This window comes from Pseudomonas sp. ICMP 10191, from assembly GCF_001467335.1.
GTDB lineage: Bacteria > Pseudomonadota > Gammaproteobacteria > Pseudomonadales > Pseudomonadaceae > Aquipseudomonas > Aquipseudomonas cerasi.
In genome coordinates this window covers 72,836-95,801 of the sequence record NZ_LKGW01000113.1, presented here as the reverse complement: position 1 = coordinate 95,801, position 22,966 = coordinate 72,836, and the positions used below count along the sequence as shown (strand labels likewise).

The 22,966-nt window shown below is 57.2% G+C and carries 22 protein-coding genes; 15 read left to right on the top strand and 7 right to left on the bottom strand.

Annotated elements, in window-relative coordinates; all coding sequences use genetic code 11:
- Nucleotides 1-65: 65 nt before the first annotated feature.
- From rsxB to AO388_RS15230, 3 genes are all read left to right on the top strand, one after another.
- A complete protein-coding gene (gene rsxB, locus AO388_RS15240) occupies nt 66-941 on the top strand; it encodes an electron transport complex subunit RsxB (protein WP_003431233.1) in 876 nt (291 codons plus the stop codon).
- Entirely contained in the window at nt 938-1,576 is a 639-nt protein-coding gene (nth, locus tag AO388_RS15235; protein WP_003363585.1) for an endonuclease III, read from the top strand. The genes rsxB and nth overlap by 4 nt, the downstream gene beginning before the upstream one ends.
- A gap of 106 nt (nt 1,577-1,682) precedes the next feature.
- Nucleotides 1,683-1,865, top strand: coding sequence for a PA3496 family putative envelope integrity protein (locus AO388_RS15230; RefSeq protein WP_003363588.1), 183 nt, complete (start codon nt 1,683-1,685; stop codon nt 1,863-1,865).
- Nucleotides 1,866-2,020: 155 nt separating this feature from the next.
- Here the strand turns inward: AO388_RS15230 and AO388_RS15225 are convergent, their stop codons facing one another.
- On the bottom strand, nt 2,021-2,647 hold the full coding sequence (locus tag AO388_RS15225; protein ID WP_002554843.1) for a response regulator transcription factor: 627 nt from the start codon (nt 2,645-2,647) through the stop codon (nt 2,021-2,023).
- 1,277 nt (nt 2,648-3,924) lie between these two features.
- On the opposite strand from AO388_RS15225, the gene AO388_RS15220 reads away from it, so the two are divergent.
- Nucleotides 3,925-4,452, top strand: coding sequence for a hypothetical protein (locus AO388_RS15220; RefSeq protein WP_058397258.1), 528 nt, complete (start codon nt 3,925-3,927; stop codon nt 4,450-4,452).
- A 355-nt stretch (nt 4,453-4,807) separates the two neighbouring features.
- On the opposite strand, the gene AO388_RS15215 is transcribed toward AO388_RS15220, so the two are convergent.
- Nucleotides 4,808-6,025 carry an argininosuccinate synthase gene (locus AO388_RS15215; protein ID WP_003363593.1) on the bottom strand — a complete coding sequence of 406 codons (1,218 nt, stop codon included), beginning with the start codon at nt 6,023-6,025 and terminating at the stop codon, nt 4,808-4,810.
- 120 nt (nt 6,026-6,145) lie between these two features.
- On the bottom strand, nt 6,146-7,048 hold the full coding sequence (locus tag AO388_RS15210; RefSeq protein ID WP_003363596.1) for a flagellar protein MotY: 903 nt from the start codon (nt 7,046-7,048) through the stop codon (nt 6,146-6,148).
- 149 nt (nt 7,049-7,197) lie between these two features.
- Between AO388_RS15210 and pyrC the strand changes: the two genes are divergently transcribed.
- The 4 genes from pyrC to bfr all read left to right on the top strand — a co-directional run bounded on the left by pyrC (nt 7,198) and on the right by bfr (nt 10,013).
- A complete protein-coding gene (gene pyrC / locus AO388_RS15205) occupies nt 7,198-8,241 on the top strand; it encodes a dihydroorotase (protein ID WP_054082117.1) in 1,044 nt (347 codons plus the stop codon).
- Entirely contained in the window at nt 8,238-8,915 is a 678-nt protein-coding gene (gene rnt / locus AO388_RS15200; RefSeq protein ID WP_003363600.1) for a ribonuclease T, read from the top strand. The genes pyrC and rnt overlap by 4 nt, the downstream gene beginning before the upstream one ends.
- 208 nt (nt 8,916-9,123) lie before the next feature.
- On the top strand, nt 9,124-9,342 hold the full coding sequence (locus AO388_RS15195) for a bacterioferritin-associated ferredoxin (protein WP_003350768.1): 219 nt from the start codon (nt 9,124-9,126) through the stop codon (nt 9,340-9,342).
- Nucleotides 9,343-9,542: 200 nt separating this feature from the next.
- Nucleotides 9,543-10,013: a bacterioferritin gene (bfr, locus tag AO388_RS15190; protein WP_002554851.1), complete on the top strand. Its 471-nt coding sequence runs from the start codon at nt 9,543-9,545 to the stop codon at nt 10,011-10,013.
- Between the two features lie 126 nt (nt 10,014-10,139).
- Here bfr and grxD read toward each other — a convergent pair whose 3' ends face one another.
- The 3 genes from grxD to AO388_RS15175 form a co-directional block, all read right to left on the bottom strand.
- Nucleotides 10,140-10,466 carry a Grx4 family monothiol glutaredoxin gene (gene grxD / locus AO388_RS15185; protein WP_002554852.1) on the bottom strand — a complete coding sequence of 109 codons (327 nt, stop codon included), beginning with the start codon at nt 10,464-10,466 and terminating at the stop codon, nt 10,140-10,142.
- An 88-nt stretch (nt 10,467-10,554) separates the two neighbouring features.
- Entirely contained in the window at nt 10,555-12,663 is a 2,109-nt protein-coding gene (locus AO388_RS15180) for a molybdopterin oxidoreductase family protein (protein ID WP_058416678.1), read from the bottom strand.
- A 132-nt stretch (nt 12,664-12,795) separates the two neighbouring features.
- Nucleotides 12,796-13,089 carry a hypothetical protein gene (locus AO388_RS15175; protein ID WP_032609138.1) on the bottom strand — a complete coding sequence of 98 codons (294 nt, stop codon included), beginning with the start codon at nt 13,087-13,089 and terminating at the stop codon, nt 12,796-12,798.
- Nucleotides 13,090-13,542: 453 nt separating this feature from the next.
- Here AO388_RS15175 and argF point away from each other — a divergent pair, with 453 nt between their 5' ends.
- Complete coding sequence (argF, locus tag AO388_RS15170) at nt 13,543-14,463, top strand: ornithine carbamoyltransferase (protein WP_058416677.1); 921 nt, start codon at nt 13,543-13,545, stop codon at nt 14,461-14,463.
- Complete coding sequence (locus AO388_RS15165; protein WP_003431242.1) at nt 14,460-15,533, top strand: ABC transporter ATP-binding protein; 1,074 nt, start codon at nt 14,460-14,462, stop codon at nt 15,531-15,533. The genes argF and AO388_RS15165 overlap by 4 nt, the downstream gene beginning before the upstream one ends.
- 8 nt (nt 15,534-15,541) lie before the next feature.
- Here AO388_RS15165 and ybaK read toward each other — a convergent pair whose 3' ends face one another.
- Entirely contained in the window at nt 15,542-16,012 is a 471-nt protein-coding gene (gene ybaK, locus AO388_RS15160; RefSeq protein WP_003363610.1) for a Cys-tRNA(Pro) deacylase, read from the bottom strand.
- A gap of 352 nt (nt 16,013-16,364) precedes the next feature.
- Here ybaK and AO388_RS15155 point away from each other — a divergent pair, with 352 nt between their 5' ends.
- The 5 genes from AO388_RS15155 to AO388_RS15135 all read left to right on the top strand — a co-directional run bounded on the left by AO388_RS15155 (nt 16,365) and on the right by AO388_RS15135 (nt 22,963).
- Entirely contained in the window at nt 16,365-17,222 is an 858-nt protein-coding gene (locus AO388_RS15155; protein WP_003363613.1) for an MIP/aquaporin family protein, read from the top strand.
- Between the two features lie 61 nt (nt 17,223-17,283).
- Nucleotides 17,284-18,789 carry a glycerol kinase GlpK gene (gene glpK, locus AO388_RS15150; protein WP_003363615.1) on the top strand — a complete coding sequence of 502 codons (1,506 nt, stop codon included), beginning with the start codon at nt 17,284-17,286 and terminating at the stop codon, nt 18,787-18,789.
- A gap of 99 nt (nt 18,790-18,888) precedes the next feature.
- On the top strand, nt 18,889-19,644 hold the full coding sequence (locus AO388_RS15145; RefSeq protein WP_003363617.1) for a DeoR/GlpR family transcriptional regulator: 756 nt from the start codon (nt 18,889-18,891) through the stop codon (nt 19,642-19,644).
- Nucleotides 19,645-20,164: 520 nt separating this feature from the next.
- Nucleotides 20,165-21,703: a glycerol-3-phosphate dehydrogenase gene (gene glpD / locus AO388_RS15140; protein WP_058416676.1), complete on the top strand. Its 1,539-nt coding sequence runs from the start codon at nt 20,165-20,167 to the stop codon at nt 21,701-21,703.
- 345 nt (nt 21,704-22,048) lie between these two features.
- On the top strand, nt 22,049-22,963 hold the full coding sequence (locus tag AO388_RS15135) for a glutamate/aspartate ABC transporter substrate-binding protein (RefSeq protein WP_003363622.1): 915 nt from the start codon (nt 22,049-22,051) through the stop codon (nt 22,961-22,963).
- The last annotated feature ends 3 nt before the right edge of the window (nt 22,964-22,966 follow it).

The following is a 22,966-nucleotide window of genomic DNA, read 5'->3' as shown; positions in this document are numbered from 1 at the left end:
CCTGATCTGTCCGATAATGCTGCTCTCTCGATAGACAGAACACCTGTTGGTCACCTGGCAAGACCATGACTGAATTGATTCGCCTGCTTCCCGACGTGGACCTCATCCGCAGTATCGACGCCCTTCTGCCGCAGACTCAGTGCGGCAAGTGCGGCCATCCCGGCTGCAAGCCCTACGCCGAAGGCATCGCTGGCGGTGAAGCCATCAACAAATGCCCACCGGGCGGCGACGAAACGATAGTCCAGCTGGCCGAACTGCTGTCTGTTCCGGTCCTGACACTGGATATGCAACGCGGCACTGCACCTGCGCAGGTTGCCTTCATTCGCGAAGCAGAGTGCATCGGTTGTACCAAATGCATTCAGGCCTGCCCCGTGGATGCCATTCTTGGCGCATCCAAGCTGATGCACACCGTGATTATCGACGAATGCACAGGTTGTGACCTGTGCGTTGCGCCGTGCCCGGTGGATTGCATTGAAATGCATCCGCTGCCACTGGCCACGGTCACGCCCATCGTGGGTGGTCTGGCCCCTACCGCCGAGCTGCAGGAGGCGCGGCAGCGCAAGCGTAGCCATGCCCGGATGCGTTTCGAAGCACGAAATGCGCGCCTGCACCGTGAACAGCAAAAGCGGCTGGCAGAGCGCCTTGCGCGGTCACAGCGCATTGAATCCGCTCGTAGTGTGCTGCCTCAATCCGCCGTCGCTCTCGCCCGCAACGACAAGCCTGCCGGACCGGATGAAGCGGTGAAAAAAGCCCGAATTGCGCTGGCCATGAGCCGCGCGCAGCTCAACAAGTCACTCAAGGCGTTTGGTCACCCTCCCATTGCGGAGCAGGCTGCCAGGCTTGTGGAATTGCAGCGCGAATACGAAGCTGCCGAGCAAACACTTGCAGCACTTCTGCCACCCCCCGCACAGGCTGATTCCGAGGAAAAGCTCCGCTCATGAATGCCGCAAAACGCCAGGAAATCTTTCGCAGGCTGCATGAGGACAATCCGGACCCGAAAACCGAATTGGCCTACACCACGCCTTTTGAACTGTTAATAGCCGTCATCCTTTCCGCCCAGGCCACCGACGTAAGCGTCAACAAGGCGACTGCCAGGCTTTACCCGGTCGCCAATACGCCACAGGCCATCTACGAACTGGGTGTAGAAGGGCTTTCCGAATACATCAAGACAATCGGCCTCTACAACAGCAAAGCCAAAAACGTGATTGAAACCTGCCGCATGCTGGTGGAGCTGCACAACGGCGAGGTACCGCAAACCCGAGAAGCACTCGAGGCGCTGCCGGGCGTCGGGCGCAAAACCGCTAACGTGGTGCTCAACACCGCTTTCCGCCAGATCGCGATGGCGGTAGACACGCATATCTTTCGCGTCAGCAACCGCACAGGCATCGCGCCAGGGAAAAATGTGGTGGAAGTGGAAAGGCAACTGATGAAATTTGTGCCGAAAAACTACCTGCTCGACGCCCATCACTGGTTGATTCTGCACGGGCGCTACGTTTGCCAGGCCCGTAAACCGCGGTGCGGCAGTTGCCGTATAGAGGATCTATGCGATTACAAGGCAAAAACGTCCGACGATTGAGCCAGACAGCTCATTGCTGCCTTGTCGATTGAAAAAATCTTTTTTACCCACCTGTGGATTGTCGATATAAGAAGCGCCAGAGAGCCCAAGCCCTGGAGTCGACTTCATGAGCACTGATAACGAACAATTGGACGTAGACGACGACCTTGTCTCCGTCGACACGGACGACACAGAACCAGTGACTGTCGAGCCGGCGAAGACCAACCTGAGCAAACGACGCACCATCGACAACCTGCTTGAAGAACGGCGTTTGCAGAAGCAGTTGGCTGATTATGACTTCGATTTCTAGACAGCCCTGAAACCTCGCACTGACTTGCTCGATCAAGGCATTTGAAGCCTCTCGCAGAAGAGGCTTCAATACGTGATCACTACGAAAGATGAAGGCTCGACAGCCGACCTGCACAACCGGGCATCAGCCACAGCTCCTTTTAGACAATTCCTTACTCAGACAAGCCCGTTACGCTGCGCAAGCTCGATCAGATCGACCAGCGAATGCGCGTTGAGCTTGAGTAATAAACGCGTTTTGTAGGTACTGACGGTCTTGTTGCTCAAAAACATGCCATCTGCAATTTCCTTGTTGGTCTTGCCTCGGGCCAACTGCTGCAGAACCATCATCTCCCTGCCGGAAAGCCGGTCGACCATATCCGACTCACTCGCGTTGCCCATACTGGAGCGAACAGTGTGCAACGCCTGGTTGGGAAAGTAGCTGTACCCTGACAGTACCGCCTTGATGGCACTGAGAAGCTCGGTCAGATCCTGCTGCTTGCAGACATAGCCGGCGGCCCCGGCCTGCATGCAGCGCATGGAGAAGTGGCCCGGCGCCTGGGAGGTGAGGATCAGAACCTTGAATGGCAACGTCATGGCTGACAGTCGGGCGATTACCTCCAGCCCGTCGAGCTTGGGGATACCGATATCGAGAATGACGATATCCGGGAGGTGCTCACGCGCCAGTTGCAGCGCATCCACACCGTTGTCAGTCTCCGCGATGACCTCATAGCCATGACGCTCCATCAGCATGCGTACAGCAAGGCGAATGACGGGATGATCATCCACGATCAGCACTTTATTCATGGGCAGTCCATTTTTCGCTATTCGAATTTTCAGAGCCAGCACAATAACTTAGTCGTTTACTGCTTTGCATGGCGCTCACCCTTGTGGACTGACAGCCAAAGACCATTCCTACAATTACAGCAGAAACTTCCTACAATACTTGGCAGGAACGTACATTTTTTATTAATTCTCACAAAGCCTTCCTTTTCGGAACCTGGTGAATTTTGTTGCTGATCACTGCAGCACAAGCATCGCAGCATCAGTAGATAAATGCGTACAGCAGACGATCGCCGAACTCTTACATTCAAAATGCGGCCCTGTTGCACCTGTTAACAGTATCGCCAGAGCATTCCTGCATCAGCGTCACAAATCGACCCGACACATGGCTTATCGCCAGCAATTTAAAACCAATTCCCTTTAGCTGAATCATTTAAAAAACAGGTCGTTCCCTGCGTTCCCGATTGAGCACATCTGCTGTTAAAGCCTATTGCTAACGATCTGCGGCGTGGAAGGCGACATCTGCCCATAACGCCCCTTAGCAGGGTGACTGAAAAGTTTCTGCATGCGGATGCCCTAACCTGCACACCTATGATCGAAGACCATTGGACACACCCCACACACTAAATACGTAAATAAGGTTTAAAAATTACACATTATTTACAAAATTTCGTACAAATATTTATTTAAGGAGAATCCTCACAAAACAGCAAGAAAAATCCTACAAACAAATACATAGCATCAACGTGCCATACCTCTATGAACTGCTCATTGACATGCCTCTACTCAACAAGCTCCATTCTCTTACTGTCGCAAAATCTTACATACACCCTGGCATAACCCTACATCATTCAAGACCATAAGTAGCTCTTTCGACACGTAGCAAATACCATTTTTCATTTCAAAGCCAGACGTATTCTTTCGAATAGGAAACGGACTACACGATTAGCAGACGTGACATTACAACTCGTAAGACATTATAAAAACCGCTCGGTCAATTCTTATAACTTGCCATTTTTCCCTTGCAAAATTTATTACCACTCGTTACTTTTTTAACAGCAACTTTATTACTTACTGCCCTTGAACACGCGCCACTATAAGAAACCCTGTTGCTGCGCACTGTACTTGCGCACGTGCCTATGCGATGTGTTTAAGCAGGCTCCATGTATCGCGCGGTCGGATTAATTCCGGCACTGGGTATATCACCAATCCGGCATCGCTGCCTTCTGAAAACTCTCGGGGCGCCTGTCAACTCTTTTGAATGGGCCCTGTGTATAACCATGTTCAAAAAGGGATGTACCATGAACACTAAATACGCTCGTACGCGGCCACCCACCTCCACCCCCACCGCCTCTGATCTCATCACCGCAGTGGAAGCCTTTGTTGCCAGCGGTGGCGTCATAGCCGTCATACCCGAAGGAGAGGCCGCAGGATTAGCCGCCCCCTCATCCACTCGTACACAACCTGCCGTAGAACACGGACTTGAACACGCGGGCAAAGTGCAGCAACTGAAATACCTGGCGGCCAAGGGTGCCGGTTTTACCGCGTTACAGTATTCATTGCGAATGAGTAAAAGGGATGTGCGCCGCCTGGCGACAGAAAATGGCGTGACCGTTAACCTCAGCCAGCCCTTGCTTACCCCCCGCAGGGAGGCCCTTGATGACGTTACGGACATCGATGACGTCGTTGCAGGTCACGCCATGCATTACTCGGCATTGGGCTACACCGCGTCCGAGATTGCCGGGATACTCGATCTGAGCCTTCGCCAGGTACTCGGCATCGGCAAGGCGTACCGGTTTGAGTTCAGCCAGCGACGGGAGAGCGACTGACGCTGAATAACGAGGCAAAAAAGAGACAGCGTGCGATACCTTTCAGGGAGCCGATGGAAAACTCTGTTATCCCCTGCCCTGAACGTCTACAACTGTTGTAGGAAAACACTAAAACAAATAAGCACTTTTTCGACGCTAACGGTAAGAAGATATTCAACGACTGAATACCCGTGACACATGATATTTCTGCAGTCGGCTACACGCTGCTATCTTGCATAGTACATGTACCCTGTATATCAACCACCGGTTTCACTGGCTCAACGTCTTTTTACATGACGTCCGGAAGGAATGCCAATTTCGATAGTATTTGAAGTGCAGCCCTGTATGGGCTGCACGTGTCGAACAACTTGCGGTATCAGAACAGCTTGCGGCCCTTGTTGGCTGCAATCCGCATGCGCAGTGCGTTGAGCTTGATGAAGCCCGCTGCATCGGCCTGATCGTAGGCGCCTGCGTCATCTTCAAACGTGGCAATGTTGGCGTCGAACAGCGAATCATCCGACTTGCGACCGGTGACGATCACATTGCCCTTGTACAATTTCAGACGCACAACGCCGTTCACGTGAACCTGAGACGCGTCGATCATCTGCTGCAGCATCAGACGCTCAGGGCTCCACCAGTAGCCTGTGTAGATCAGGCTGGCGTATTTGGCCATGAGCTCGTCCTTGAGGTGGGCGACTTCGCGGTCCAGGGTAATGGATTCGATGGCGCGGTGAGCACGCAGCATGATGGTGCCACCAGGTGTCTCGTAGCAGCCGCGGGACTTCATGCCCACATAACGGTTTTCAACGATATCCAGACGGCCGATACCGTTTTCGCCACCGATGCGGTTCAGGGTCGCCAGCACAGTGGCCGGGGTCATTTCGACGCCATCCAGCGCAACGATGTCACCATTGCGATAGGTCAGCTCAAGGTAGGTCGCAACGTTTGGCGCGTCCTCAGGGGACTTGGTCCAGCGCCACATGTCTTCTTCGTGCTCGGTCCAGGTGTCTTCCAGCACGCCGCCTTCATAAGAAATGTGCAGCAGGTTGGCATCCATGGAGTACGGGGATTTCTTCTTGCCGTGACGCTCGATGGGAATGTTGTGCTTCTCGGCGTAGTCCATCAGTTTTTCACGCGACAGCAGATCCCATTCGCGCCATGGAGCAATGACCTTCACGCCTGGCTTGAGCGCGTAGGCACCCAGCTCGAAACGCACCTGATCGTTACCCTTGCCGGTCGCGCCGTGGGAAATGGCGTCAGCGCCGGTTTCGTTGGCGATCTCGATCAGACGCTTGGCGATCAACGGACGGGCGATGGAGGTACCCAGCAGGTACTCGCCTTCATAGACGGTGTTGGCACGGAACATCGGGAAGACGAAATCACGCACGAACTCTTCGCGCAGGTCATCGATGTAGATTTCTTTCACGCCCATGGCCTGCGCCTTGGCGCGTGCCGGCTCGACTTCTTCACCCTGACCCAGGTCAGCGGTAAAGGTCACCACTTCGCAGTTGTACGTATCTTGCAGCCACTTGAGGATTACCGAAGTATCCAGGCCACCGGAATACGCGAGAACTACCTTGTTTACGTCCGCCATGCCATCACTCCACCGGGTTGTACGGAAAACCGCTGATTCTACCGTTCAAACCGGCAAATTTACAGGGGCGCGACAGCTTGTGACGACAAGGCGACGTCTGGCAGGAGCCTTTTACAGGTCTTAAGAAGTGTGTGCTGCGCTGGCAGACGCAACCGGCACCGGGCGCTCATCGGGCGCGACGCGCTCAAGGTGCACGTTCACCCGACGGTTGCGCGCACGATTGGCTTCATTGGTGTTGGGCGCCAGCGGGTAGCGCTCGCCATGAAAGCGCAGGGTGATTTGCTGCTCGGGTATGCCTTGAGCCTTGAAATAATCCATGACCGCCAGCGCGCGACGGCGGGACAGGTCACGGTTGGTGAGGCGATTGCCACTGTTATCCGAATGGCCGTCCAGTTCGATACGATTCACGGTCGGGTCGGCCTTCAAATAAGCCACCATGTTGTCCAGACGCGCTTTGGCACGCGCATCCAGCTCGATACCGCCGCCCGGGAAACCCACTTCGGCCTGTTTGATCTGATCGAAGTTCATCGGCAACAGCTTGGCAGTGCATGCCTGGTAATCGCTGAATGCCTTGCTGAACTTGACCGGCAGCAGACGCACTTCCATCTGGCCGCCGTCTCGCGTGTAGTGGCGAATGAGCGGACTGCGACCGTCCATCAGACCGCTGATCAGACGTCCGGCCTGGGCTTGGGAGGTATTGAAGGGAATGTCGCCATTGCTGACGCGCACCGATCCCAGGTTGATATCGCCGCGACCCGGTTGCCACGGTGCCGCAGCGGCCAGCAATGTCGCGGAGCCGTTACCGAGCATGTTGTACGAAGCCTTGAGGCGAAACGTCGCCTGCTCGCCCGCGCGGCGCACGAACTCACCGGCACCGAAGTCGGTGATCGGTTGAGTCAGACGGCACTCGAACTGATCGCCTTCGACCTTCCACTCGATGCTCTCCAGACGCGTCTGGAAACTGATAGCCATCGCCGGGAGGCTGGCAAACAGGCTGAGCAGGGCTAAATATCGCTGGCGCACGGGAGGCTCCACTGGAAATGAACGCGAAACAGAAAATTACCGACTGACAAGGGAGCTATCGGTAACTTCATGCAAAACTTGATAGCGGATGCCTGAGAGAGTCTTTTCCGGTAGCATTCCCAGCGAGTTTGACCCGCCTGGAATCCCCAATGTCTGACCGCCTGACCCTCCTGCGTCCCGACGACTGGCATATTCACCTCCGTGACGGAGCTGTCTTGCCTCATACCGTTGCTGACGTAGCGCGAACTTTTGGCCGCGCAATCATCATGCCCAACCTCGTGCCTCCGGTGCGCAATGCGCAGCAAGCCGATGCCTATCGCCAGCGCATTCTGGCTGCACGCCCGGCCAGCAGCCGCTTCGAGCCGTTGATGGTGCTGTACCTCACCGACCAGACCACGCCCGACGACATCCGCACCGCCAAGGCCAGTGGTTTCGTGTATGCGGCCAAGCTGTATCCGGCTGGCGCGACCACCAACTCCGATTCCGGTGTCACCAGTATCGACAAGATCTTTCCTGCTCTCGAAGCCATGGCCGAAGTCGGCATGCTGCTGCTGGTGCACGGGGAAGTGACACGTGGCGAAATCGACGTGTTCGATCGCGAGAAGGTCTTCATCGATGAGCACCTGCGTCGTGTAGTCGAGCGCTTCCCGACCCTCAAAGTGGTGTTCGAACACATCACCACCGGTGAAGCGGTGCAGTTCGTCAATGAGGCTTCAGCCAATGTCGCGGCGACCATCACCGCGCATCACCTGCTGTACAACCGCAACCACATGCTGGTCGGCGGGATTCGTCCGCACTTTTATTGCCTGCCGATCCTCAAGCGCAATACGCATCAGACGGCCCTGCTCGACGCGGCCACCAGCGGCAGCGGCAAGTTCTTCCTGGGCACCGACTCGGCGCCGCACGCCCAGCATGCCAAGGAAAACGCCTGCGGTTGCGCCGGGTGCTACACCGCCTACGCAGCCATCGAGTTGTATGCCGAAGCTTTCGGGCAGCGTAACGCTCTGGACAAGCTGGAAGGCTTCGCCAGCCTCCACGGTCCGGCGTTCTACGGCTTGCCCGCCAATCAGGACACCATCACGCTGGTGCGTGACGAGTGGACCGCCCCTGCCAGCCTGCCGTTTGGCGAGTTGACTGTTATCCCGCTGCGCGCTGGTGAAAAGCTGCGCTGGCGTCTGGAGGAACACGCGTGAGTGAAGATCATTTTGACGACGAACACGAAGGCCACGGCGGTGGCGGCGGTTCCCGTCACCCGATGGCGGCGCGCTTTCGCGGCTACCTGCCCGTGGTCGTCGACGTAGAAACCGGCGGTTTCAATTCAGCCACCGATGCCTTGCTGGAAATCGCTGCGGTGACGATCGGCATGGATGAAAAAGGCTTCGTGTTCCCGGAACACACCTATTTCTTCCGCGTAGAACCGTTCGAGGGTGCCAACATCGAAGCGGCGGCGCTGGAATTCACCGGCATCAAGCTCGATCACCCGCTGCGCATGGCTGTCAGCGAAGAAACCGCGATGAACGACATCTTCCGCGGCGTGCGCAAGGCCCTCAAGGCCAATGGCTGTAAACGTGCGGTGCTGGTAGGCCACAACGCCAGCTTCGACCTCGGCTTCGTCAATGCCGCGGTTGCGCGGATGGACATGAAGCGCAACCCGTTTCACCCGTTCTCCAGCTTCGACACCGCCACCCTCGCCGGCCTGGCCTATGGTCAGACTGTGCTGGCAAAGGCCTGTCAGGCTGCCGGCATCGACTTCGACGGACGCGAGGCGCACTCGGCCCGTTACGACACCGAGAAGACGGCCGAGCTGTTCTGCGGCATCGTCAATCGCTGGAAAGAAATGGGCGGCTGGGAAGATTTCGACGACTGAGGTCGTCACGTCTGTGAATGGACCGGCCTTGTGCCGGTTTTTTCATGTCCGGAACTCGACCATCCCGAGGCCGACCGGTAATGCGATTCCTGCGAAAACAACCGCTCATCGCTCGACCTGAATACAACCCAAAACAGTTTTGACAAGCATTCTCATTAACATTAAGCTCCTCGGCACCAAGCAATAAACCAGCGACGGTCCATAGCTTATGTATGTTTGCCTCTGCCAAGGTGTCACCGACGGTCAAATCCGGGATGCAATTCTGGAAGGCTGCTGCAGTTATCGTGAAGTCCGTGAAACACTGGGCGTTGCGAGTAAATGTGGAAAATGCGCCTGCCTGGCAAAGGAAGTGGTGCGTGATACGCTGACCGAGCTGCAAACCAGCCATGCCTTGCTGGCCTATCCGGCAAAATTTTCAGCTGCTTGAATCCCCTCTTTTAAAGAACCGGACACCGCGTCCGGTTTTTTTATGCCTGTAATTCAAGCGCTTAGCGTCAAGATGCGGAACTCAAACATTCTTATTCCTATTTAATTTCACTTATTATTCAACAACTTAGGTTTGACAGGCGTTTAAGCTCAGCTCACACTCGGCACTTATATACACAAGCCACCGGCAGGACCTCGAACATGAAAGGCGACATTACCGTCATCCAGCATCTCAACAAGATCCTCGGGAACGAGCTGGTCGCTATCAATCAGTATTTCCTGCATGCGCGCATGTACGAAGACTGGGGTCTGAAAAAGCTGGGTGGCCACGAATATAAAGAGTCCATCCATGCGATGAAGTACGCTGACAAGCTGATCAAGCGCACGCTGTTTCTGGAAGGGCTGCCAAACCTGCAGGACCTGGGCAAGATCCTCATCGGTGAGCACACCAAGGAAATGCTGGAGTGCGACCTGAAGATCGAGCAAAAAGGTCTGGCCGATCTGAAAGCCGCGATCGCTCACTTCGAGACCGTCGGTGACTTCGGCAGCCGTGAGCTGCTGGAAGACATCCTTGAGCCCAAGGAAGAGCAAATCGACTGGCTGGAGACTCAGCTGGGTCTGATCGTAAAAGTCGGTATCGAGAACTACCTGCAGTCGCAGATGGGTGACTGATTCCCCCATAGCGCCGCAATGAAAAAGCCCGCCTCAATCGAGAGCGGGCTTTTTCTTGTGCGTAAAACCAGGCTGGAACGTACGAAGCGATAATCGCGACTATCGTGCGACGCTCTGCGCGAGGCTTTACTCGGCCTTGGCGGCGGATGCTTCCTTGACCAGCGTCTGCAACGAACCGTCAGCCATCATCTCGGTAATGATGTCGCTACCACCGACCAGCTCACCGGCAACCCACAGTTGCGGGAAAGTCGGCCAGTTGGCGTACTTTGGCAGGTTGGCGCGGATTTCAGGGTTTTGCAGAATGTCGACATAGGCAAACTTTTCGCCACACGCCATCAATGCCTGGGAAGCCTTGGCCGAAAAGCCGCATTGCGGAGCGTTCGGAGCGCCTTTCATGTAAAGCAGAATGGTGTTGTTGGCAATCTGCTCTTTGATCGTTTCGATGATATCCATGGAGCACCTCGGCTGAAATATCCGACTCAGTTGTCGGCACGGTGGCGCATTGTAACGAAATCCCGAGCATGACGCTCTGTCTTGAGGCTTAACACGCCACGACCTGCACCGGTACGCCGTTCAACGCCGCGTTGCCGGACAGCACGTCGAGTTGCCGTTCGTCGGTCAGGTCATTGGCACTGACGCCAGGCAGGCTCTGCGCGATCGCCATCTTTACTCCCGCACGTGAATGCCCCCAACCGTGCGGCAGGCTGACCACCCCGGGCATCATGTCCAGACTGCCCAGCACCTGAACCTCGATCATCCCGACCCGGGAGCTGACGCGAACCTGCTGGCCGTCGCTCAGACCACGGCACGCGAGATCGTCAGGATGCATCAACAGCTGATGCCGGGGTTTGCCCTTCACCAGCCGATGGTAGTTGTGCATCCAGGAATTGTTACTGCGCACATGCCGGCGGCCAATCAGCAGCAACTCGTCGGTCTGGGGAGCAGGCTCGGCAGCAAAGCGCGCCAGGTCGGCCATGATCACCTCAGGCGCGGCCTGAATGCGCCCATTGGCGGTCTTCAAGCGCTCTGCAAGATTGGCCTTCAACGCCCCCAGATCAAGACCGTGCGGATGATTGTCCAGGGTTTCCAGTGACAGCTTATGGGGTGATGCATCGCCATAGAGACCTGCACGCAGCCCGCGATCGATCATCTGCGCAGGCGGCAACGTGGGTTTCAGCGCTCGCTCGGCCTTGGCAGCAAAAGCGCTGGCCAGCCCGACGAAGATCTCCCAGTCGTGCAGCGCACCTTCGGGCTTGTCAAAAATGGCCCGATTGAAGCGCGTGACGTTACGCACGGCCAGGGTGTTGAAGGTGGTGTCGTAGTGATCATTCTCCAGCGTCGAGGTGGACGGCAGAATCAAGTCGGCGTGGCGAGTGGTCTCGTTGATGTAAAGATCGATGCTGAGCATGAACTCAAGCCCTTCGAGCGCCTGCTCCAGCTGACGGCCGTTGGGCGTCGACAGAACCGGGTTACCCGCAACGGTCACCAACGCGCGAACCTGCCCTTCCCCCTCCACGAGCATTTCCTCGGCCAGCGCCGAAACCGGCAACTCGCCGCCATACTCCGGCAGGCCGGACACCCTGCTTTGCCACAGATTGAAATGACCACCGGATGTCGAGCTGACGAGGTCGACGGCGGGCTCTGTGCACAGCGCGCCACCCACGCGGTCCAGGTTGCCAGTCACCAGATTGATCAGTTGTGCCAGCCAATGGCATAGCGTACCGAAGGTCTGAGTCGACACGCCCATTCGCCCATAACACACCGCCTTGTCAGCGGCCGCGAAGTCCCGCGCCAGTTGCCGGATCTGTTCGGCAGCAATACCGCAGCGCGGGCTCATGGCCTCTGCGGTGAAACCGGCAATGGCGTGGCGAACCTGCTCCAGGCCGTCGACAGGCAAATGGCTCTCGCGGGTCAGCCCCTCCTCGAACAGCGTATTGAGCAGCCCGAACAGCAACGCCGCATCACCGCTCGGACGTACGAACAGATGCTGGTCAGCGATGGCAGCCGTCTCACTGCGGCGAGGGTCAATGACCACCAGTTTGCCGCCGCGCTGCTGGATCGCTTTCAGACGCTTTTCAACGTCCGGTACCGTCATGATGCTGCCATTGGACGCCAACGGATTACCGCCGAGAATCAGCATGAAGTCGGTGTGATCGATATCCGGAATCGGCAACAGCATGCCGTGGCCGTACATCAGGAAACTGGTGAGGTGGTGCGGCAACTGATCAACCGACGTCGCCGAAAAACGATTGCGGGTCTTGAGCAGACCGAGAAAGTAATTGCTGTGGGTCATCAACCCGTAGTTATGCACGCTGGGGTTGCCCTGATAGACCGCTACCGCGTTCTGCCCATGGCGCTGCTGAATGGCGTAAAACCGCTCCGCGACCAGATCGAACGCATGCTGCCAGGCAATCGGCTGCCACTGATCACCGCTGCGCAGCATCGGCTGGCGCAAACGATCAGGGTCGTTCTGGATGTCCTGCAGCGCAACCGCCTTGGGGCAGATATGACCGCGGCTGAACGTGTCCAGCGGGTCGCCCTTGATCGAGGCAATGCGCGGCGCAGAATCCGCCTCCACGACGGTCTCGATCACAAGACCGCAAATGGCCTCGCACAGGTGGCAGGCTCGGTAGTGTTCAGTCCGGGTCATCACAGCCTCAGATCTTGTCATGGCAATCCGGTTGATTGCCGAACACTCACTATGCTGCCTTGCCATGCCCCGCGCCACTGATGTTCGGCCCGTGAATCGAGGGGCATCAGGCGCGCGGATGAGGTGGCCGAATCAACCGCCGATAGGCGTGACGACCTTGCGCTGTTGCTGCATTTCGGCCACGGTTTCGATCTGTTCCTGCGCCAGGTGGACGCCGGTCAGATCGCCGATCAGGCGCCAGTGCTCGTCGAGTCCCGAGCTGATGGTCGCCATGCGATCAATCATGCGCCGCCCCGCCGTACGCGTGACTTCGTCCTCGCTGCGCAGCAGTTCGAAAGACATTGAGGTCATCGAGGCTGTCAGATGGGTAAGCGTGCGGGCGGTGAGCCCGAGCAACTCCGTTAATTGATGCTCTTTTGAGTCCATTCCCCCACCCCTCGATCAGTAATGTATCGGCAACGATTTATAACCCACGTCCGGGATTAAAGAAACGGTCCTTGTTTCAAGCCCGTGAAGCGCATCCCATTAGGCAACGCCCGCGCAAACATGGACTGTTACAGGATTGGTACTAATTGCCAAGCGCTATTTGAGCAGTGTACAAATGCTGCCTTCTGAAAAAGTGCAGATGGCTGCCAACCTTCTCAGCGTAGCCAGTTTTTGCCCCGTCAATACAGAATAACGGCGTCCCTTCTATCCGGGACGCCAGCAGTGTCCATGTTTCAGAAAAACGCATGCTATTGGTAAGACGCGACATTTTTTTATACCATCGCGCCTTTCTTATTCGTCGCCCCGTGCGGCTTCCGCCGCAGGTCTCGCCCGTTTTATCGATAAAAACCGGCTTTGATAACCTGCGGTCTGTTGCAGAAAAGGTAGTTAATCATGAACGCCAGGCACTTTCTCTCGATGATGGATTACACCCCGGAAGAACTCTCGGGCTTGATCCGTCGTGGCGTAGAGCTTAAAGACCTGCGAAATCGCGGTGTACTTTTTGAACCGCTGAAGAACCGGGTATTGGGGATGATTTTCGAGAAATCATCGACACGTACCCGTCTTTCTTTTGAAGCAGGGATGATTCAGCTCGGTGGCCAGGCCATCTTTTTGTCCCATCGAGACACCCAATTGGGCCGCGGCGAGCCGATTGCCGACAGCGCGAAAGTGATGTCGCGCATGCTGGATGCGGTCATGATCCGTACTTATGCGCACAGCAATCTGACCGAATTCGCCGCCAATTCCCGTGTGCCGGTCATCAACGGCCTGTCCGATGACCTGCACCCGTGCCAGTTGCTCGCCGACATGCAGACCTTCCTGGAGCATCGCGGCTCGATCCAGGGCAAGACCGTTGCCTGGATCGGCGATGGCAACAACATGTGCAACAGCTATATAGAAGCGGCGATTCAATTCGACTTCCAGTTGCGTGTGGCCTGCCCTGCCGGCTACGAGCCAAACGCCGAGTTCCTGGCACTGGCTGGCGAGCGCGTCACCGTGGTCCGCGATCCGAAAGCCGCAGTTGCCGGCGCACATCTGGTCAGCACCGATGTGTGGACCTCCATGGGCCAGGAAGAGGAAACCGCGCGGCGCAAAAAGCTGTTCGCGCCGTTTCAGGTCACGCGTGCCCTGCTCGACCTGGCTGACAAGGATGTGCTGTTCATGCACTGCCTGCCTGCCCATCGCGGCGAAGAAATCAGTGTCGACCTGCTGGATGATTCACGCTCGGTCGCCTGGGATCAGGCAGAAAATCGCTTGCACGCGCAGAAAGCGCTGCTGGAGTTTCTCGTCGCGCCGGCCTGCAAACCCGCATGAACCCGTTGCTGCTGAACCTGCGCAACCTCGCTTGCGGCTATCAGAACCAGCGCGTGGTGCAGGATCTGAACCTGCACCTCAACGCGGGTGACATAGGCTGCCTGCTCGGCTCGTCGGGCTGCGGCAAGACCACGACACTGCGCGCCATTGCCGGCTTCGAACCGATCCATGCGGGTGAGATCACTCTGGCGGGCGAAGTGATCTCCCGTCCGGGCTGGACCCTGCCGCCGGAGAAACGCCGTATCGGCATGGTGTTTCAGGATTACGCGCTGTTCCCGCACTTGAGTGTCGCCGAAAACATCGCATTCGGCATTCGCAACCACCCGCGCCTGGATAAAGTGATCGCCGAGTTGCTTGAACTGGTCAACCTCGGCGCGCTGGGCAAGCGCTATCCACACGAGCTGTCCGGTGGCCAGCAACAGCGAGTGGCGCTGGCCAGAGCACTGGCGCCCGAGCCGCAACTCCTGCTGCTCGATGAACCCTTCTCCAACCTGGACGGCGAGTTGCGCCGGCGCCTGAGCCATGAGGTGCGCGATATCCTCAAGGCGCGGGGCACCAGCGCGATTCTGGTGACTCATGACCAGGAAGAGGCTTTTGCCGTGAGCGATCACGTAGGCGTATTCAAGGAGGGGCGCCTGGAGCAGTGGGACACACCTTACAATCTCTACCACGAACCGCGCACGCCGTTCGTTGCCAGCTTCATCGGCCAGGGCTATTTCATTCGCGGGCAGATGATGAATCCGGAATCGGTGCATACCGAACTGGGCATTCTGCGCGGCAACCGGGCATACCCGGGCGTAAGCGGTGCCGCCGTGGATGTCTTGCTACGCCCTGACGACATCGTCTACGCGCCGCACAGCGACCTGAAAGCACGGGTCATCGGTCGAACCTTTCAAGGCGCCTCGACGCTGTATCGCCTGCAACTGTCGACCGGCAGTCAGCTGGAAGCCATTTTCCCCAGCCACGCCGATCACGGCCAGGGTGAGGAAGTCGGCATTCGTGTGGCAGCAGACCATCTGGTGCTGTTCCCGGCACCCGGCAGCGTGGCTGTGCATACGCTCAACCACTGAGACGCAGATCATTCCCTGCCGATCGGGGCAAATCTGGCCTGGGTATATTCAGCCAGTACCGCTGGTGAAAGCTCGACCTCAAGTCCCCTCCTCCCGGCACTGACGTAAATGCTGTCAAAGCGCTGCGCAGTTTCGTCGATAAAGGTGCGCAGACGCTTCTTCTGGCCCAAAGGGCTGATGCCACCCAACAGGTAACCCGTCGAGCGTTGCGCCGCCGCAGGGTCGGCCATTTCGGTTTTTTTTGCCCCGGCAGCCTGCGCCAAAGCCTTTAGATCAAGTGTTCCGACGACCGGCACGACGGCGACCAGCAATTCGCCTTTTTCGGTACTGGCGAGCAGCGTCTTGAACACCTGTGCAGGCTCCAGACCCAGCTTTTCCGCCGCCTCCAGCCCATATGAAGGCGCTTTCGGATCATGTTCATAACTGTGAATGCGATGTTCGGCGCGATGTTTTTTCAGCAAATCCAGTGCGGGTGTCATGCAGCGCTCCAAAAGGTTCCGAATGCCCATCACTTTAAGCGAAGTAAAGTGAACATGCCTTGATTCACGCCACCTGCGACACTGATGGCCTTTTGGCAACAGCCTGAATTCCCCGGTGTAAAGCGGTCTTGCCGGGTCCTCGCGGGGTCCTGGCGATTTACTGACCGTTCGGTTCCGACCTTTGACAGCGTTGTTTCTTGTCTATATTTTTTCGTTTACGAATATTATCGAAAGCGGTTTTTCGGTATAACTCGCACCGGCGATCAGAAATGGGGTTTTTTCTGAGACGCACGAATAACGAGCACCCACGCCTGTCTCAGGGTGCCGAGACAAAAACAAAAATGAGGTATCCATGTCCATCGCACTAAAACAACCGACGCTCACCGGGCAATGTGTGGCTGAATTTCTTGGCACCGCCCTGATGATTTTTTTCGGCACAGGATGCGTTGCAGCGCTCAAGGTCGCGGGAGCCACTTTCGGTCTTTGGGAAATCTGCATCATCTGGGGCATGGCTGTCAGCATGGGGATCTACCTCAGCGCCGGCATTTCAGGTGCCCACCTCAACCCGGCCGTCAGCATCGCGCTGAGTCTGTTCGCCGGTTTTGAAAAACGTAAATTGCCCTTTTATATCTCGGCGCAAATCGCAGGCGCGTTCTGCGGAGCGGGTCTGGTGTACCTGATGTACATCAGCCTTTTTTTCGACTTCGAACATGCTCACCACATCATTCGCGGCAGCGAGCAGAGTCTTGAACTGGCGTCGGTATTCTCGACATACCCAAACCCGGCCATTTCGGTCGGTCAGGCCTTTCTGGTCGAAGTGGTCATCACCACCATTCTGATGGGTGTGATCATGGCTCTGGGCGATGACAGCAATGGTTTGCCGCGCGGCCCGCTGGCGCCCTTGCTGATCGGCCTGCTGGTAGCCGTGATAGGCAGCTCGATGGGCCCACTGACCGGTTTTGCCATGAACCCGGCGCGCGACTTCGGTCCGAAGCTGATGACGTTCTTCGCTGGCTGGGGTGAAATGGCCTTCACCGGCGGTCGTGACATTCCTTACTTCCTGGTTCCGATTTTTGCGCCCATTCTGGGTGCCTGCCTTGGTGCTGCTGGCTACCGCGCGCTGATTGCGCGTCATCTGCCCAGCGCCGCTCCTGTTGAAAATGAAAAAGAGGCTCCTGTGGTTCGCGGCAAAGTTCAGGCTTCATCTTGAGCACCCCTCAATTTGAATCTCACTCAACTGAATCCCACCCAATAAATGCAAGGCAATCGACATGACTGACACACAGAACAAGAACTACATCATTGCTCTTGACCAGGGCACCACCAGCTCGCGCGCCATCATCTTCGACCGCGACGCCAACGTGGTGAGCACTGCCCAAAGCGAATTCGTCCAGCATTACCCGCAGGCAGGCTGGGTCGAACACGACCCGATGGAAATCTTCGCCACCCAGACGGCCTGCATGACCAAGGCGCTGGCGCAGGCCGATCTGCACCACAACCAGATCGCCGCCATCGGTATCACCAACCAGCGTGAAACCACGGTCATCTGGGAGCGCGACACCGGCCGCCCGATCTACAACGCAATCGTCTGGCAGTGCCGCCGCAGCACCGAGATCTGCCAGCAGCTCAAGCGCGACGGTCTTGAGGAGTACATCAAGGACACCACAGGTCTGGTGATTGACCCGTACTTCTCCGGCTCCAAGGTCAAGTGGATTCTGGACAACGTCGAAGGCAGCCGCGAGCGCGCCCGCAAAGGCGAGCTGATGTTCGGCACCATCGATACCTGGCTGATCTGGAAATTCACCGGCGGCAAGGTTCACGTCACCGACTACACCAACGCCTCGCGGACCATGCTGTTCAATATCCATACGCTGGAATGGGATCAGCGCATGCTCGACGTGCTGGACATCCCGCGCGAGATACTGCCAGAGGTCAAAGCCTCCTCCGAGGTCTACGGTCACAGCAAAAGCGGCATCCCGATTGCCGGTATCGCAGGCGACCAACAGGCGGCGTTGTTCGGCCAGATGTGTGTCGAACCCGGCCAGGCCAAGAATACCTACGGCACCGGCTGCTTCCTGCTGATGAACACCGGCAAGAAAGCCGTGAAGTCGGCGCACGGCATGCTGACCACCATCGGCTGCGGCCCGCGTGGTGAAGTGGCCTATGCACTGGAAGGCGCGGTCTTCAACGGTGGCTCGACCGTGCAGTGGCTGCGCGACGAACTCAAGCTCATCAACGACGCGCTGGACACCGAATACTTCGCTGGCAAGGTCAAGGACAGCAACGGCGTGTACCTGGTGCCGGCGTTCACGGGCCTGGGCGCACCTTACTGGGACCCGTACGCACGAGGCGCATTGTTCGGCCTGACCCGCGGTGTGAAAGTCGATCACATAATCCGTGCAGCGCTGGAATCCATCGCCTATCAAACCCGCGACGTGCTCGATGCCATGCAACAGGACTCCGGCGAACGCCTCAAGTCGCTGCGCGTGGACGGCGGTGCCGTGGCCAACAACTTCCTGATGCAGTTCCAGGCAGACATCCTCGGCACCCACGTCGAGCGTCCGCAGATGCGTGAAACCACGGCACTGGGTGCAGCCTTCCTGGCTGGTCTGGCGATTGGCTTCTGGAGCAGCCTGGACGAGTTGCGTAACAAGGCGGTGATCGAGCGTGTGTTCGAGCCATCATGTGAAGAGGCGCATCGCGAAAAACTTTACGCAGGCTGGCAGAAAGCAGTCGCGCGTACTCGTGACTGGGAACCGCACGAAAACGAAGAGTGACAGCGCTGTTGTAAGGAGGGGAGCAGGATTCCGGCTGACAGGTTGCACTTTCCTGCGGCATGATGGGCGCCATTTGTAGAGGGCGTCCAAGGAAAAACAATGAACCTGCCTCCCCGCCAACAACAGATCCTCGAACTGGTCCGTGACCGTGGTTATGTCAGCATCGAGGAGATGGCGACGCTGTTCGTCGTGACCCCACAAACCATTCGCCGTGATATCAATCAATTGGCGGAAATGAACCTGTTGCGCCGCTACCACGGCGGCGCGGCCTACGACTCCAGCATCGAAAATACTGCCTACGCCATGCGTGCGGACCAGATGCGTGACGAAAAACAACGGATCGCCGAGGCCATCGCCGCGCAGATCCCGGACAACGCCTCGTTGTTCATCAATATCGGTACCACCACCGAATCCATCGCCCGTGCGTTGCTCAACCACAACAACCTGAAGATCATCACCAATAACCTGCATGTGGCGTCGATCCTCAGCACCAAGGATGATTTCGAGGTGTTGATAGCAGGCGGCAATGTGCGACGTGACGGTGGCGTGGTGGGCCAGGGCAGCATCGACTTCATCACCCAGTTCAAAGTGGACTTCGCCCTGGTGGGCATCAGCGGCATCGACGAAGACGGCAGCCTGCTGGATTTCGATTATCAGGAAGTACGGGTGTCCCAAGCGATCATCGCCAACGCACGCAAAGTGCTGCTGGCGGCTGACTCCAGCAAGTTCGGACGCAACGCCATGGTCCGCCTGGGGCCGATCACCCTCATCGATTGCCTGGTCACCGACCAGCCACCCGTGCCCGCACTGCAGCAGTTGCTGAATCAGCACAAGATTCGTCTGGAAGTGGTGTGATTGTCAGGCGCGAGCAGTGCTCGCGCGGCGGTCCGCATTGCTCATGAAGACGGTGCGTCGAGCGCCCTATTTTCTGGAGTCTGTACCGGCCTCTTCCCTGACAAGCTCGCTCCTACAAGACTTGTGTATGTATGGCGCGGCACGTATCTGTGACGCAGAGCGTCACCCAAGGCAGTCCCATGCCGGAGCGTGAGGAACGATAGGTGTCTTGAAGAACACTATCGTGCCCATGCTCCGCATGGGTATGCCGTTCCGGACGCTCTGCGTCCTCCCCGGTTCAAGCGATGCAGCGCAGACCGTTGATCCAGAGCAATTCAGTGCAGGCGGTGCACCGATCCTCCCGGTAACAATTCCCGCCCTACAATGTTCATATTTGTTCTTTTCCTGACACCATCATCAGTATTTTCAATCGATACGTGCTGGCAAGGGTCATTTTATTGAGCTATGATTTTCGGAAATGAACATTAATGTTCAGATTCGCCTTTCGAGCATTGCTCACGAATTGTCCAGGAGGCCACCAATGCCCCACACCAACGTGCCAAACCCGCCCCTCTCAGAGGTCTACGACATTGCCGTTATTGGCGGTGGCATCAACGGTGTCGGTATCGCAGCGGATGCCTCCGGTCGCGGCCTCTCGGTTTTTCTCTGCGAAAAGGACGACCTGGCCAGCCATACGTCTTCGGCCAGCAGCAAGCTGATTCATGGTGGCCTGCGCTATCTGGAGCACTACGAATTCCGCCTGGTGCGTGAAGCACTGGCAGAACGTGAAGTGCTCCTTGCCAAAGCGCCGCACATCGTAAAGCCAATGCGCTTCGTGCTGCCTCACCGCCCACACCTGCGTCCGGCCTGGATGATTCGTGCCGGGATGTTTCTTTATGACAACCTTGGCAAGCGCGAAAAACTCCCCGCATCGCGGACCATTCATTTCGGTGCGGACAGCCCGCTCAACTCGAGCATCACCCGCGGTTTCGAATATTCCGACTGCTGGGTCGACGACGCGCGCCTGGTAGTGCTCAACGCCATGTCCGCTCGTGAAAACGGTGCGCACATTCATACTCAGACCCGCTGTGTCAGCGCCCGCCGTATCAAGGGCATGTGGCATCTGCACCTTGAGCGCAGCGACGGCAGCCTGTTCTCGATCCACGCCAAGGCGTTGGTCAATGCGGCAGGCCCGTGGGTAGCCAAGTTCATCCGTGAAGACCTCAAGCTCGATTCGGCTTACGGCATCCGCCTGATTCAAGGCAGCCACCTGATCGTGCCGAAACTGTACGAGGGTGAGCACGCGTTCATTCTGCAGAACGAAGACAAGCGCATCGTGTTCACGATTCCGTACCTGGAGCACTTCACCATCGTCGGCACCACTGACCGTGAGTATCAGGGCGATCCGAACAAGGTGGACATCACCGAAGGCGAGATGGATTACGTGCTGAAAGTGGCCAACGACCACTTCAAGAAACAGTTGAGTCGCGCAGATGTGCTCCACACATTCTCTGGCGTGCGCCCGCTGTGCAACGACGAGTCCGATAATCCGTCTGCTATTACTCGTGATTACACGCTTTCGTTGTCAGGCGGCGTGGACGAGGCGCCAATTCTGTCGGTGTTCGGCGGCAAGCTGACCACCTACCGCAAACTGGCAGAATCGGCGATGGCGCAGTTGGCACCGTTCTTCAAACAGATGAAACCGAGCTGGACGGCCAACGCTGCCCTGCCTGGCGGCGAAGACATGACCACCGCCGAAGCGCTGGCGACAGAAATGACCCGCCGCTTCAGCTGGCTGCCCGCGCCTATCGCCAAGCGCTGGTCGATCACTTACGGCAGCCGCAGCTGGCGCTTGCTGGAGGGCGCGCAAAGTCTGGAAGACCTTGGTCAGCATTTGGGTGCAGGCCTGTATACCCGCGAGGTCGATTACCTGTGCGATCAGGAATGGGCCACCAGCATCGAAGACATCCTGTGGCGCCGCACCAAGCTGGGCCTGTTCATGACGCCTGAGGAACAGGCCGCCGTGAGCAGCTACCTGGAAACCATCGTGCGCAACAAAGCCTCTTTCGAAGCCGCCTGATAATCCGCTTGCAACCTGTTCACCCATCGTGCGGTGAACAGGTTTCCCTCCTTACTGCCCTCCTCCCGCCCCCCTTTCCATTCGGTTTTCCGAACAATCGCCCCCGCTTTATTCGGCTTCCCGGACGCATTTGTCCGTAGCATCAGAGCCGATCTAAAAAAACCCTTTTGAATTCAGCGTGTTGAATTCTAAAAACGGTCTGGCACGACTCATGCTCTACATTCTGAACCGAGGGTTTCGACAAGAGCGTGTGTCTGGATGTGGACGCCGTTGAAGCATTCGCCAACAAGCGGGCCGACTCTGATTGCGGCCCCATCAATAAAAAATGACATCAAGGACTCACCCATGCGCATCGTTCCCCACCTGTTGGGCGCAGCCATCGCTGCCGCTCTGATCAGCACGCCGGTTTTCGCCGCCGAACTCACTGGCACTCTGAAGAAGATCAAGGAATCCGGCACCATTACGCTGGGCCATCGTGACGCCTCCATCCCGTTTTCCTACATCGCTGATGCCTCTGGCGTGCCGATGGGCTACTCCCACGACATCCAGCTGAAAATCGTCGAAGCCATCAAAAAAGACCTGGACATGCCTGACCTCAAGGTCAAGTACAACCTGGTGACTTCGCAGACCCGTATCCCGCTGGTTCAGAACGGCACCGTCGATGTGGAATGTGGCTCGACAACCAACAATGTCGAGCGCCAGCAGCAAGTCGATTTCTCCATCGGCATCTTCGAAGTCGGCACGCGCCTGCTGTCGAAAAAGGATTCCAGCTATAAGGATTTCGACGACCTGAAAGGCAAGAACGTCGTCACCACGGCGGGCACCACGTCCGAGCGCATCCTCAAGGCGATGAACGCTGACAAGCAGATGGGCATGAACGTGATCTCCGCCAAAGACCACGGTGAATCCTTCCAGATGCTCGAGTCCGGCCGTGCAGTCGCCTTCATGATGGACGACGCGCTGCTGGCAGGCGAAATGGCCAAGGCCAAGAAGCCGGACGACTGGGCAGTGACCGGTACAGCGCAATCCTACGAGATCTACGGCTGCATGGTCCGCAAGGGCGATGCCCCGTTCAAGAAGGCCGTGGATGACGCCATTGTCGCTACCTACAAGTCGGGCGACATCAACGCCATCTACAGCAAGTGGTTCATGTCCCCTGTCCCTCCGAAAGGTCTGAACCTGAATTTCCCGATGAGCGACAAGCTCAAGGAACTGATTCAGAACCCGACCGATAAGCCAGCTGACGACAAGAAAGCCTGAGAG

Bases quoted from the DNA above. Each gene is read 5' to 3' on its own strand.
- rsxB (WP_003431233.1), top strand. From the start codon at position 66: ATGACTGAATTGATTCGCCTGCTTCCCGACGTGGACCTCATCCGCAGT.
- nth (WP_003363585.1), top strand. From the start codon at position 938: ATGAATGCCGCAAAACGCCAGGAAATCTTTCGCAGGCTGCATGAGGAC.
- AO388_RS15230 (WP_003363588.1), top strand. From the start codon at position 1,683: ATGAGCACTGATAACGAACAATTGGACGTAGACGACGACCTTGTCTCC.
- AO388_RS15225 (WP_002554843.1), bottom strand. From the start codon at position 2,647: ATGAATAAAGTGCTGATCGTGGATGATCATCCCGTCATTCGCCTTGCT.
- AO388_RS15220 (WP_058397258.1), top strand. From the start codon at position 3,925: ATGAACACTAAATACGCTCGTACGCGGCCACCCACCTCCACCCCCACC.
- AO388_RS15215 (WP_003363593.1), bottom strand. From the start codon at position 6,025: ATGGCGGACGTAAACAAGGTAGTTCTCGCGTATTCCGGTGGCCTGGAT.
- pyrC (WP_054082117.1), top strand. From the start codon at position 7,198: ATGTCTGACCGCCTGACCCTCCTGCGTCCCGACGACTGGCATATTCAC.
- AO388_RS15195 (WP_003350768.1), top strand. From the start codon at position 9,124: ATGTATGTTTGCCTCTGCCAAGGTGTCACCGACGGTCAAATCCGGGAT.
- bfr (WP_002554851.1), top strand. From the start codon at position 9,543: ATGAAAGGCGACATTACCGTCATCCAGCATCTCAACAAGATCCTCGGG.
- grxD (WP_002554852.1), bottom strand. From the start codon at position 10,466: ATGGATATCATCGAAACGATCAAAGAGCAGATTGCCAACAACACCATT.
- AO388_RS15180 (WP_058416678.1), bottom strand. From the start codon at position 12,663: ATGACCCGGACTGAACACTACCGAGCCTGCCACCTGTGCGAGGCCATT.
- AO388_RS15175 (WP_032609138.1), bottom strand. From the start codon at position 13,089: ATGGACTCAAAAGAGCATCAATTAACGGAGTTGCTCGGGCTCACCGCC.
- argF (WP_058416677.1), top strand. From the start codon at position 13,543: ATGAACGCCAGGCACTTTCTCTCGATGATGGATTACACCCCGGAAGAA.
- AO388_RS15165 (WP_003431242.1), top strand. From the start codon at position 14,460: ATGAACCCGTTGCTGCTGAACCTGCGCAACCTCGCTTGCGGCTATCAG.
- ybaK (WP_003363610.1), bottom strand. From the start codon at position 16,012: ATGACACCCGCACTGGATTTGCTGAAAAAACATCGCGCCGAACATCGC.
- AO388_RS15155 (WP_003363613.1), top strand. From the start codon at position 16,365: ATGTCCATCGCACTAAAACAACCGACGCTCACCGGGCAATGTGTGGCT.
- glpK (WP_003363615.1), top strand. From the start codon at position 17,284: ATGACTGACACACAGAACAAGAACTACATCATTGCTCTTGACCAGGGC.
- AO388_RS15145 (WP_003363617.1), top strand. From the start codon at position 18,889: ATGAACCTGCCTCCCCGCCAACAACAGATCCTCGAACTGGTCCGTGAC.
- glpD (WP_058416676.1), top strand. From the start codon at position 20,165: ATGCCCCACACCAACGTGCCAAACCCGCCCCTCTCAGAGGTCTACGAC.
- AO388_RS15135 (WP_003363622.1), top strand. From the start codon at position 22,049: ATGCGCATCGTTCCCCACCTGTTGGGCGCAGCCATCGCTGCCGCTCTG.